Origin of the sequence: Vibrio albus, assembly GCF_003144035.1 — a bacterium.
In the GTDB taxonomy this organism is placed as follows: Bacteria; Pseudomonadota; Gammaproteobacteria; order Enterobacterales; family Vibrionaceae; genus Vibrio; species Vibrio albus.
In genome coordinates this window covers 342,765-353,509 of the sequence record NZ_QFWT01000004.1, presented here as the reverse complement: position 1 = coordinate 353,509, position 10,745 = coordinate 342,765, and the positions used below count along the sequence as shown (strand labels likewise).

12 protein-coding genes and 4 tRNA genes are annotated in these 10,745 nt (G+C 44.6%); 13 read left to right on the top strand and 3 right to left on the bottom strand.

Translation table 11 applies throughout. The features are described 5' to 3' along the window. Positions 1-182: 182 nt before the first annotated feature. Positions 183-1,523 carry a CDP-diacylglycerol--serine O-phosphatidyltransferase gene (pssA, locus tag DI392_RS10000; RefSeq protein WP_109319757.1) on the bottom strand — a complete coding sequence of 447 codons (1,341 nt, stop codon included), beginning with the start codon at positions 1,521-1,523 and terminating at the stop codon, positions 183-185. A gap of 105 nt (positions 1,524-1,628) precedes the next feature. Further along, positions 1,629-2,054, bottom strand: a complete 426-nt coding sequence (locus DI392_RS09995; RefSeq protein ID WP_109319756.1) for a GNAT family N-acetyltransferase — start codon at positions 2,052-2,054, stop codon at positions 1,629-1,631. Between the two features lie 80 nt (positions 2,055-2,134). Between DI392_RS09995 and murB the strand changes: the two genes are divergently transcribed. Both murB and birA read left to right on the top strand, forming a co-directional pair. Next, positions 2,135-3,172, top strand: coding sequence for a UDP-N-acetylmuramate dehydrogenase (gene murB, locus DI392_RS09990; protein WP_109319755.1), 1,038 nt, complete (start codon positions 2,135-2,137; stop codon positions 3,170-3,172). Between the two features lie 9 nt (positions 3,173-3,181). Next, positions 3,182-4,144 (top strand): bifunctional biotin--[acetyl-CoA-carboxylase] ligase/biotin operon repressor BirA, encoded by a 963-nt coding sequence (birA, locus tag DI392_RS09985; RefSeq protein WP_109319754.1) that lies wholly within the window; start codon positions 3,182-3,184, stop codon positions 4,142-4,144. A 23-nt stretch (positions 4,145-4,167) separates the two neighbouring features. Here birA and coaA read toward each other — a convergent pair whose 3' ends face one another. Then, positions 4,168-5,091, bottom strand: a complete 924-nt coding sequence (gene coaA / locus DI392_RS09980) for a type I pantothenate kinase (RefSeq protein WP_109319753.1) — start codon at positions 5,089-5,091, stop codon at positions 4,168-4,170. A 207-nt stretch (positions 5,092-5,298) separates the two neighbouring features. Here coaA and DI392_RS09975 point away from each other — a divergent pair. The 11 genes from DI392_RS09975 (at position 5,299) to rplL (ending at position 10,657) form a co-directional block, all read left to right on the top strand. Beyond that, positions 5,299-5,374, top strand: a tRNA-Thr gene (locus tag DI392_RS09975). 31 nt (positions 5,375-5,405) lie between these two features. Continuing rightward, positions 5,406-5,490: transfer RNA gene (locus tag DI392_RS09970), tRNA-Tyr, on the top strand. 37 nt (positions 5,491-5,527) lie between these two features. Beyond that, a tRNA-Gly gene (locus tag DI392_RS09965) sits at positions 5,528-5,602 on the top strand. A gap of 14 nt (positions 5,603-5,616) precedes the next feature. Continuing rightward, a tRNA-Thr gene (locus DI392_RS09960) sits at positions 5,617-5,692 on the top strand. Positions 5,693-5,799: 107 nt separating this feature from the next. Beyond that, the gene (gene tuf / locus DI392_RS09955; protein WP_109319659.1) at positions 5,800-6,984 is read left to right on the top strand and encodes an elongation factor Tu; all 1,185 of its coding nucleotides are present in this window, start codon (positions 5,800-5,802) and stop codon (positions 6,982-6,984) included. 227 nt (positions 6,985-7,211) lie between these two features. After that, a complete protein-coding gene (gene secE, locus DI392_RS09950; RefSeq protein WP_109319752.1) occupies positions 7,212-7,589 on the top strand; it encodes a preprotein translocase subunit SecE in 378 nt (125 codons plus the stop codon). A 12-nt stretch (positions 7,590-7,601) separates the two neighbouring features. Next, positions 7,602-8,150, top strand: a complete 549-nt coding sequence (nusG, locus tag DI392_RS09945) for a transcription termination/antitermination protein NusG (RefSeq protein WP_109319751.1) — start codon at positions 7,602-7,604, stop codon at positions 8,148-8,150. 146 nt (positions 8,151-8,296) lie between these two features. Beyond that, positions 8,297-8,725, top strand: coding sequence for a 50S ribosomal protein L11 (gene rplK, locus DI392_RS09940; protein ID WP_109319750.1), 429 nt, complete (start codon positions 8,297-8,299; stop codon positions 8,723-8,725). 4 nt (positions 8,726-8,729) lie between these two features. Then, positions 8,730-9,434, top strand: coding sequence for a 50S ribosomal protein L1 (gene rplA, locus DI392_RS09935; protein ID WP_109319749.1), 705 nt, complete (start codon positions 8,730-8,732; stop codon positions 9,432-9,434). A gap of 302 nt (positions 9,435-9,736) precedes the next feature. Continuing rightward, positions 9,737-10,231: a 50S ribosomal protein L10 gene (rplJ, locus tag DI392_RS09930; protein ID WP_109319748.1), complete on the top strand. Its 495-nt coding sequence runs from the start codon at positions 9,737-9,739 to the stop codon at positions 10,229-10,231. 57 nt (positions 10,232-10,288) lie between these two features. Beyond that, entirely contained in the window at positions 10,289-10,657 is a 369-nt protein-coding gene (gene rplL / locus DI392_RS09925) for a 50S ribosomal protein L7/L12 (RefSeq protein ID WP_109319747.1), read from the top strand. The last annotated feature ends 88 nt before the right edge of the window (positions 10,658-10,745 follow it).

Genomic DNA, 10,745 nt, shown 5'->3' with positions numbered 1-10,745 from the left:
TGTTACGACAATATTGTCGACAAGCTGTGTAGTGCTTGGAATCGTTTTTGTGCAGACAAAAGCAGAGTCATTTCGCTCTGCTTTAGAGATTGGACTATATTGACCAGTTAATTAGTGTGATTGGTATTACGTTTGTTATAAAGGTAATCAGCGGAGTGGATACTCCGCTGGCGTAGCTTGCTTTAAAGGATCTGCTTGAGGATACGGTCTGCACGAACTCGGGTGATACGTTTGAGCAGTCTCTGAACTTCGGGTGGGTAACTATGAATCTTGTCTATTTGCTTATAGCTACAGACTTGCGTTGTATGTTCAAGGATATTTGTTGCCTCTTTCTCAAATAGCTCTGTGAGGTGATGGTAACTATCCCTAATCAGTAAGGCATTCTCCAAATCCAGCTTCCATGCACGAGGGTTAAGGTTGTTGCCTGTTAACAGCATATAACGTTTATCAACCCAGATACCTTTAAGATGGAAGCTGTTGGTATCGTGTTTCCACAAATGAATGGAAAGCTTGCGCTGGGCAATATTCGATTCATTTATTTTGGCAAACCGACGCAAGTTCATCTCATACAGATAAGGCAGCCCACCAATTGTCTTAAATGGTTCTTCAGGCGGAATATAGAAATCGTTAGCGGTCTTGTCTCCAACCACTATAGATACTTTAACTCCGCGCCTGAGAGCTTTCTTCACTTCCTTTGCTACGCTTTTAGGGAAGTTAAAGTATGGAGTACAGATAAAAATCTCATCTTTTGCGGATGAAATGAGTTGATTGATACGCTGGTTAAGCCTGTTACGCCTTTTTCCGATACCAACCAGAGGGGTTACTGCAATGTCTTCCTCACTAATTGTTTGTGGTTCAAACCGGTAACAAGAATTAGCCAGAGAAGCTCTGAACTGTCGGATAACGGGTTTAAGCTCTTTAGTTACGGGCTTGTCTTTATCACAGAGACGGTGTACTGCAGGGTGGTCGATCATCTCTTCCTGAATGTAGCGAACCATACTGTCAGCCAGCGCTTTATTGTGGAAAGTATGGTACCGGTCAAACCGGTAGCGCCCGTTATAGCTTAGATAGATATTATTCAGGCTTGCGCCGCTATAAATAACAGAGTCATCGATAACGAAGCCTTTCAGGTGGAGAACACCGAATACCTCTTTACCGCGTACAGGGATCCCATATACAGGGATTTTATGCTCGTACTGGTTAGAGTACCGCATATAGAACTCAGCATTACACTCTGCCTTTCCCTCACCAATCCGTCCTCGCTGTGCTCTGTGCCAGTCGACACAAATCTTTATGTCTAGCTCAGGACGGGTCTGTTTAGCCTGATAGAGTTCAGTAAGAATCTCTCGACCTGCGTCATCGTTCTCAAGGTAGAGTGCTGCTATATAAATGCGCTGAGTTGCACCACGTATGTGCTTAATCAGCTCTTTCCGAAATTCATCAGCTGAAAACAGTATTCCGAACTGTTCCGGATGAATTGCGATAGCTGGCAGTTTCTCTAGTGATTGTCTTAACGCCATCATTGAGAGTGATATACCTTTATTCATGCAAATTGCGAATCAGTAATTTTAGCAAAAATACCATGCTTATGACGAATTATTAGTGATTATGTGAAACGTAATGCACTGTTACCCGATAAATTGCATTGCAGTCAGTGCTTTTCCATTGCCTACATAGCGATTGTATAGTTCGCCTATCTCCTCAGGTAATTCCTCAGCCTTTTGTGTAAGAAATCCATAGTTTGAATAGTAGCGTTCCAGATATGGATACGCAAAACAGAAGTCATGATCATTAAGTATGTATCTTTTGCAATATGAGAGAAGCTCATTACCTACGAATTGTCCTCTGAACTTGGGTATCACCAGCATACCCGTCATAAGGCGATAACCATGAATCTGCCGGAACCGAACGACGGCAGCAAGTTCAGAACCTACGTAGGCGGTCAGAATGAGTTCGTCTTTCTTAGGTTTTGCTGATGGGTAAAAGGCTTTATACAGTTTTTGTATCAGAGGTAATTTTATCGGCTCTAAAGGCTTAATGTGGATTTGTCTCATGCAAACACTGCGCTCATCTATTGTATGGGTTAGAATGCTTTATCATTCTAGCTTTAAAATTAATACTGGTCGTCACCCACATGCAAGTATTCACTAATGCGAGCCTAAAGCCTTACCATACATTTTCCATCGATATCAGCTGTGATGTGCTGGTGATTATTGAGTCTGTCGAAGACTTGATACAGGTTTATCAAGATGCTGCCTGGGAAGATTTGCCTAAGTTAATGATCGGTAAAGGCAGCAATCTCCTGTTTACTGAGCATTACTCCGGAGTGGTAATTGTCAACCGGATCATGGGGAAACGAGTTAGTGAGGAAGCTGATGCATGGAATATCCATGTCAATGCGGGAGAGGACTGGCCCTCCATTGTTGAGTGGAGTATAGAGCAAGGCTATGCCGGACTGGAAAATCTTGCTTTGATTCCTGGCTGTGCCGGGTCCGCACCTATTCAGAATATCGGGGCTTACGGGAAAGAATTTAAAGACTTTTGTCAGTATGTTGATGTGCTGACTCTTGATACATTTGAATCGAAACGACTGACCCCTGAACAGTGCCGGTTTGGTTACCGAGATTCTGTATTTAAGCATGAGCTATATAAAAAGGTCGTGATTACAGGTGTTGGATTAAGTCTGGATAAGGATTGGGTTCCCTGTATTAATTACGGTTCTTTGCAAACCATCCCCTCTGATGAATTATCACCAAAGCGTATTTATCAAGAGATATGCCGTGTACGTATGGCGAAACTGCCTGATCCTGAAGAGCAGGGAAATGCGGGTAGTTTCTTTAAAAACCCACTGATTTCAAAAGCACACTTTGATAAGTTGAAAACGGACTTCCCGGATATCGTTGGTTATGACTCGGGTGAGCAGGTTAAAGTCGCCGCAGGATGGCTTATTGATCACTGTGATCTTAAAGGATTTCAGGTTGGCGGTGCAATGGTGCACCCTAATCAGGCATTGGTATTGGTAAACGTTAATCATGCCAGTGCGAAGGACATTGTGCAGTTAGCCGCAACGGTAAGAGAAAAAGTCCGTGTACAGTATCAGGTTGAACTAGAGCATGAAGTGCGGTTTATGGGCTCAACGACTGAGACCTATTTATCAGAACTTGTAGGGTAAGAGCTAATCATGAAAGATTATCGGGTGAAATATAAAATTATCAGTCTGCTGACGGCGAAAGAGTTTGTCTCCGGTGAAAAGGTTGGTGAGCATCTTGGTATCTCCCGAGCTGCGGTTAGTAAACACATTAAAGGCCTGCAGGAATGGGGACTGGATATTTATAGCGTCCAAGGTAAAGGGTATAAGCTGGCTAACCCAGTCCAGCTCCTGGATGAGCAGATAATTCAAAGTCAGACTTCTGTGCCTGTTGAACTGATCTCTATTATCGATTCTACCAACCAGTATCTGCTGGATAACGCCAATAGTCTGGCACAAGGTGCAGTTTGTCTGGCGGAATATCAGGCGAAGGGGCGCGGTAGGCGAGGGCGTCAGTGGGTTTCTCCTTTTGGCTCAAACCTGTATTTTTCTATGTATTGGCAGTTAGAAGCGGGCATGGCAGCAGCAATGGGGCTCAGCCTGGTGATTGGAATTGCTGCTGTTGAAGCGCTGGAACAGCTTGGTATTAGCGGTGTTAAATTAAAGTGGCCAAATGATTTATACTATAAGGACAGAAAGCTGGCTGGAATACTGGTTGAGATGTCCGGACAAGCTGGCGGAGCAGCGAATCTTGTGATTGGCATGGGGATCAATATCAATATGCCACAAGATATTTCCGGGATCACCCAGCCCTGGGTTTCTGTAAGTGACATTACTGACGGGAATGTGCCTGATCGTAACCAGCTTGCAGTGAACTTTATTAACTCCTGGGAGAAAGCGCTTTCCGACTATGAAACTTCAGGTATGCCGGGCTTTGTTGAGCGCTGGAATAAGTTGGATAATTTCCTTGGACGACCGGTTAAACTGATTATTGGTCCAAGAGAGGTGTGTGGGATTGCCAGAGGCATAAATGAGCAGGGCGGCGTGTTGCTGGAAACCGATAAAGGTATCGAGACCTTTATCGGCGGGGAAATTTCTTTACGGCCAGATGAATAAAAAAGACAGTCAGAAGTGAGGGATTACTTACGTAGTAACACTTCTTCGACGGTATGATTGTCTCCTTTTTTCAGGATCAACTGTGCTCTTTCCCGGGTGGGTAATATATTTTCCCGCAGGTTTTTCCCATTAATGGAATGCCAGATATTACTTGCCTGACTGACTGCTTCGATTTCACTGATCTTAGTGTAATGAGAAAAGTAAGAGCCTGGCTGAGTAAACGCGCCTTTACGGAACTTTCTGAACCTGTCGAGATACCATTTTTCTATCAGTTCTGATTTTGCGTCGACATAGATAGAAAAATCGAGAAAATCTGAGATAAACACCCGGTGTGGATCATGCGGATAATCCATCCCACTCTGCAGAACATTTAACCCTTCAATGATAAGAATATCTGGTAGATCAACAATCTTTCTTTCGTCGGTTATGTCGTAAGAGAAATGTGAATATACCGGTGCGGTGACATTCCTCTTACAGGCTTTGATGTCAGAAATAAACTGAACCAGACTACGGATATCGTAAGATTCCGGGAAGCCTTTTTTCTGCATCAGATCGCGTTCCTGCAACACTTTATTCGGAAACAAGAAACCATCTGTAGTCACAAGTGACACCTTTGGGTGTTTTTCCCAACGAGATAACAGCGCCTTAAGTAAACGGGCCGTGGTACTTTTACCAACAGCAACACTGCCGGCAATACCAATAACAAACGGCGGAGACTGTTCAGTATTGTTTAAAAACTGGTGCAGTACGGAGTTGCGGCTCTGGCGCGCTGAAACATAAAGGTTAAGCAACCGGCTTAACGGCAGATAGATTTCTACCGCTTCCTGCATAGTAAGGCTTTCATTAATACCCTGTAATTCGTGTAGGTCATCTTCAGACAGCATCATTGGTACCGAATTTCTTAATTCGGCCCACTGGCTGCGATTAAAAGACATATAAGGGCTCATAATGATTCATATCCATTACTAAGTAGTCGAAGGAAAATACATCAATTAAGAGGGAAAGCAAACGACTAAGATTACAGAAAGTTGAAAATGACGCAAATGGTGGCTGAAATATGAACAAAAAAGAATGATTTTAAGGAAAATTCAATTTTTTTCTGTTTTCCTATTGCAAGCATACAATTCATCCCATAGAATGCGCTCCACTTACGTGCCGACTTAGCTCAGTAGGTAGAGCAACTGACTTGTAATCAGTAGGTCACCAGTTCGATTCCGGTAGTCGGCACCATTCTTCTCCTAGGGAGAAGAAATTAAATTTTGGAGGGGTTCCCGAGTGGCCAAAGGGAGCAGACTGTAAATCTGCCGGCTCCGCCTTCGATGGTTCGAATCCGTCCCCCTCCACCATATTCTTAGGAAATAGCTCACAGAGTTACTACGTGTTGCGGGCATCGTATAATGGCTATTACCTCAGCCTTCCAAGCTGATGATGCGGGTTCGATTCCCGCTGCCCGCTCCAACTCTCTTAAGAGTGCTGATATAGCTCAGGTGGTAGAGCGCATCCTTGGTAAGGATGAGGTCGGCAGTTCGAGTCTGCCTATCAGCACCAGCTCTTTAAGCAACTATTTCCTTTTAATATATACTTAATCACCAGAAGTTTTTTTTGGTTGCGTGGTCATCAAAGCCACCTTAAATCCGTACCTAGAGGGACAACTCATGTCTAAAGAAAAATTTGAACGTACGAAACCGCACGTAAACGTTGGTACTATCGGCCACGTTGACCACGGTAAAACAACTCTAACTGCAGCTATCTGTACTACTCTTGCTAAAGTTTACGGCGGTGTAGCTAAAGACTTCGCATCTATCGATAACGCTCCAGAAGAGCGTGAGCGCGGTATCACAATCGCAACTTCTCACGTTGAGTACGATACTCCAACTCGTCACTACGCACACGTAGACTGCCCAGGACACGCTGACTATGTTAAAAACATGATCACTGGTGCTGCGCAAATGGACGGTGGTATCCTAGTAGTAGCAGCGACTGACGGCCCAATGCCTCAGACTCGTGAGCACATCCTACTTGGCCGCCAGGTTGGTATCCCATACATCATCGTATTCATGAACAAATGTGACATGGTTGACGATGAAGAGCTACTAGAACTAGTAGAAATGGAAGTACGTGAACTTCTATCTGAGTACGACTTCCCAGGTGATGATCTACCAGTAATCCAAGGTTCAGCTCTTGGCGCTCTAAACGGCGAGAAAGAGTGGGAAGACAAGATTGTTGAACTAGCAGAAGCGCTAGACACATACATCCCAGAACCAGAGCGTGCAGTAGACCAGCCGTTCCTGATGCCAATCGAAGACGTATTCTCAATCCAGGGTCGTGGTACAGTAGTAACTGGCCGTATCGAGCGCGGTATCCTGACTGTAGGTGACGAAGTACAAATCGTAGGTATCAAAGAAACAACTACTACAACTTGTACTGGTGTAGAGATGTTCCGTAAGCTTCTAGACGAAGGTCGTGCGGGTGAAAACGTTGGTGCCCTACTACGTGGTACTAAGCGTGACGAAGTAGAGCGTGGTCAAGTACTGGCTGCACCTGGTTCAATCACTCCACACACTAAGTTTGAGTCTGAAGTATACGTACTGTCAAAAGATGAAGGTGGTCGTCACACTCCATTCTTCAAAGGCTACCGTCCACAGTTCTACTTCCGTACAACTGACGTAACTGGTGATATCTCTCTACCAGAAGGCGTAGAAATGGTAATGCCTGGCGATAACATCCAAATGGTTGTTGAGCTAATCGCTCCTATCGCAATGGACGAAGGTCTGCGCTTCGCGATCCGTGAAGGTGGCCGTACAGTAGGTGCTGGTGTTGTTGCTAAAATCTTCGAATAAGATTTGACGAGACACTAGTAAAAAGGGCATCATTTGATGCCCTTTTTCTGCGCAAGAAAAAATTCATGGTGTTTTTCATCCTAACCAGAGGGTTTTTTCCGCGAAGAATTATGTGGTTAAGAGAGAAGCTCTTGATTATGGATATGCTTTTTTAGCGTATTGAGATTGAGCCCTGCAACAGCGGGGTAGTTGTCGTCTATATTTAGGACATGTGACAGGTTGGTTTTATGAAAGCAAACGCTGAAACTCCGAATAGCTCAAGTGCAGCAGATACCATTAAGTGGATTGTCGCTTTTGCTCTGGCTGCGGCCGCTGTTGTGGGGAATTACCTGTATGGTGAAATGTCTGTTGTGATTAGAGCAGCAGGCGTAGTTGTGTTAATTGCAGCCGCTTTAGGTGTGGCCGCAACGACGGTGAAAGGTCAAAGTGCAATTAGTTTTGCGCGTGAATCCCGTATGGAGATTCGTAAAGTTGTCTGGCCGACTCGTCAGGAAACGATGCAAACAACGTTTATTGTTTTGGCTGTAAGTATTGTAATGGCTCTGGCACTGTGGGGCATCGACGGCATTATGGTTCGTCTTGTTGCATTTGTGACCGAGCTTTGAGGGTTTTAATTCATGAGTGAAGCTCCAAAAAAACGCTGGTATGTGGTTCAGGCCTTTTCTGGTTTTGAAGGTCGTGTCGCACAGTCCCTTCGTGAACATATTAAAATGCACGGCATGGAAGAGCTGTTTGGTGAAGTTCTGGTTCCTACTGAAGAAGTAGTTGAAATGCGCGCCGGTCAGCGCCGCAAGAGCGAACGCAAGTTTTTCCCTGGTTACGTACTGGTCCAGATGATCATGAATGATGAATCATGGCACCTGGTACGTAGTGTTCCTCGTGTAATGGGCTTCATTGGTGGTACCTCTGACCGACCAGCACCTATCACGGATAAAGAAGCAGACGCGATTCTTAACCGTCTTGAAAAAGCGAGTGAGGCACCCCGGCCGAAAACAATGTTTGAAGCGGGTGAAGTGGTTCGTGTTAATGAAGGACCGTTCGCTGACTTCAATGGTACGGTTGAAGAAGTGGATTACGAGAAGAGCCGTCTGAAAGTGTCTGTGTCGATCTTTGGTCGTGCAACACCAGTAGAGCTTGAATTTGGTCAGGTTGAAAAACTTGATTAAAAAAACATCTTTTTAGACTTGTTTAGGGCGCGAATTATGATTATAATTTCGCGCCTTTTTACAGGTCTTACTGTAAAAAGATCTTAATTGAACCAAGGGGAGCTGATCAAACGATTAGCGCTACTACCCAAAATTTAGGAAATATCATGGCTAAGAAAGTTGAAGCTTATATCAAGCTGCAAGTTGCAGCAGGTATGGCAAACCCAAGTCCACCAGTTGGTCCTGCTCTAGGTCAGCACGGTGTTAACATCATGGAATTCTGTAAAGCGTTCAACGCAAAAACAGAATCTGTGGAAAAAGGTCTTCCAACTCCAGTTGTTATCACTGTATACAACGACCGTTCTTTCACTTTTGAAACTAAGACTCCACCTGCTGCTGTTCTTTTGAAGAAAGCTGCTGGCATCAAGTCTGGTTCTGGTCGTCCAAACACTGAAAAAGTGGGTACAGTAACTGACGCTCAACTGCAAGAAATCGCAGAAACTAAAGCGGCAGACATGACTGGTGCAGACGTAGAAGCGATGAAGCGTTCTATCGCTGGTACTGCTCGTTCAATGGGCCTAGTGGTAGAGGGTTAAGATCATGGCAAAACTTACTAAGCGTATGCGCGTAATCCGCGAAAAAGTTGACGTAACTAAAGAGTACGAAATCAACGAAGCTATCGCTCTTCTGAAAGAACTGGCTACTGCTAAGTTCGTAGAAAGCGTAGACGTAGCTGTTAATCTTGGTATTGACGCTCGTAAATCTGATCAGAACGTACGTGGTGCGACTGTTCTTCCTCACGGTACTGGCCGTGACATCCGTGTTGCAGTGTTCACTCAAGGTGCTAACGCTGAAGCAGCGAAAGAAGCTGGCGCTGACATCGTAGGTATGGAAGATCTTGCAGATCAAGTTAAGAAAGGCGAAATGAACTTCGACGTAGTCGTTGCTTCTCCGGATGCAATGCGTGTTGTTGGTCAACTGGGTACTATCCTTGGTCCACGCGGTCTGATGCCAAACCCTAAAGTTGGTACTGTAACTCCTAACGTTGCTGAAGCAGTTAAAAATGCTAAAGCTGGTCAGGTTCGTTACCGTAACGACAAGAACGGTATCGTTCACACTACTATTGGTAAAGCTAGCTTTGAACCTGCACAGCTTCAGGAAAACCTGGAAGCACTTCTTGTTGCAATCAAGAAAGCTAAACCATCTTCAGCGAAAGGTACTTTCCTGAAGAAAGTAAGCATCTCTACTACTATGGGTGCTGGTGTTGCTGTTGATCAGGCTACTCTGAACACTCAAGCAAACTAATTTGCATAGGCGTAAATTTAGTGTATAATTTTGCGCCTATTTGATATGTGGTTGGGACTGCAATCACACTTTCGGAGTAAAACTACTTTGTAAGTATTTGAGAGCAGTCTCCGTCCAAGACCGTAGGCGTTTCTTCCTTTGGGATGGAAACTTAATCAAACCTACGTAGACGGTGCCCGAACTGACAGAAAGCCGAACTATTTTAGATTGTCTTTCTTCTGGGAATGCACCGTATTAACTCTCACTGTTTTATCTCATGTAAGGCAGTGGGTGGTGTAACGACAACCAGGAGTAAATCCAAGATGGCTTTAAACCTTCAAGACAAAAAAGCAATTGTTGCTGAAGTCAACGAAGCTGCCAGTGGTGCACTTTCTGCAGTTGTTGCTGACTCTCGTGGCGTTGAAGTAGGCGCAATGACTTCTCTACGTAAACAAGCTCGTGAAGCTGGTGTTTACATGAGAGTTGTGCGTAATACTCTAGCACGCCGCGCAGTAGAAGGCACAGACTACGAATGTCTACAAGACCAATTCGTAGGTCCAACTTTGATCGCTTTCTCTAACGAGCACCCAGGTGCCGCTGCACGTCTTTTCAAAGACTTTGCAAAAGAGAATGATAAATTCGAGATCAAAGCTGCTGCATTTGAAGGCGCAGTTACTGACGCTGAAGTACTAGCAACACTACCAACTTACGACGAAGCGATTGCAAAACTGATGATGTGCATGAAAGAAGCTTCTGCTGGCAAGCTGGTACGTACTATCGCTGCTATCCGCGATCAAAAAGAAGAAGCAGCTGCTTAAGGCTTGCTTTTTACTGGTTGCTTAATAAACTAATTGTTGACTTAAAAGAGAATTGTTATGTCTATTACTAACGAACAAATCCTAGATGCAGTTGCAGAAATGTCTGTAATGCAAGTTGTTGAGCTTATCGAAGCTATGGAAGAAAAATTCGGCGTTACTGCTGCTGCAGCTGTTGTAGCTGGCGGTGCTGCTGGTGGCGAAGCTGCTGCTGAGCAAACTGAATTTGACGTAATCCTGACTGCTGCTGGCGGTAACAAAGTTGCTGTAATCAAAGCAGTACGTGGTGCTACTGGCCTAGGTCTTAAAGAAGCTAAAGGTCTAGTTGACAGCGCTCCAGCACCTCTGAAAGAAGGTGTTGACAAAGCTGAAGCTGAAGCTCTTAAAGCACAACTAGAAGAAGCTGGTGCTTCTGTTGAAGTTAAGTAATTATTACTTAACTTCTTAGCCGAAAGGCTAATGGCTGGTGGTTTATTGACCACCGGCCTTTTTGCGCTGTAGGGCTCCGGTGAATTTT

Coding starts and splice junctions, on each gene's coding strand:
- pssA (WP_109319757.1), bottom strand. CDS start 1,523: ATGATGGCGTTAAGACAATCACTAGAGAAACTGCCAGCTATCGCAATT.
- DI392_RS09995 (WP_109319756.1), bottom strand. CDS start 2,054: ATGAGACAAATCCACATTAAGCCTTTAGAGCCGATAAAATTACCTCTG.
- murB (WP_109319755.1), top strand. CDS start 2,135: ATGCAAGTATTCACTAATGCGAGCCTAAAGCCTTACCATACATTTTCC.
- birA (WP_109319754.1), top strand. CDS start 3,182: ATGAAAGATTATCGGGTGAAATATAAAATTATCAGTCTGCTGACGGCG.
- coaA (WP_109319753.1), bottom strand. CDS start 5,091: ATGAGCCCTTATATGTCTTTTAATCGCAGCCAGTGGGCCGAATTAAGA.
- tuf (WP_109319659.1), top strand. CDS start 5,800: ATGTCTAAAGAAAAATTTGAACGTACGAAACCGCACGTAAACGTTGGT.
- secE (WP_109319752.1), top strand. CDS start 7,212: ATGAAAGCAAACGCTGAAACTCCGAATAGCTCAAGTGCAGCAGATACC.
- nusG (WP_109319751.1), top strand. CDS start 7,602: ATGAGTGAAGCTCCAAAAAAACGCTGGTATGTGGTTCAGGCCTTTTCT.
- rplK (WP_109319750.1), top strand. CDS start 8,297: ATGGCTAAGAAAGTTGAAGCTTATATCAAGCTGCAAGTTGCAGCAGGT.
- rplA (WP_109319749.1), top strand. CDS start 8,730: ATGGCAAAACTTACTAAGCGTATGCGCGTAATCCGCGAAAAAGTTGAC.
- rplJ (WP_109319748.1), top strand. CDS start 9,737: ATGGCTTTAAACCTTCAAGACAAAAAAGCAATTGTTGCTGAAGTCAAC.
- rplL (WP_109319747.1), top strand. CDS start 10,289: ATGTCTATTACTAACGAACAAATCCTAGATGCAGTTGCAGAAATGTCT.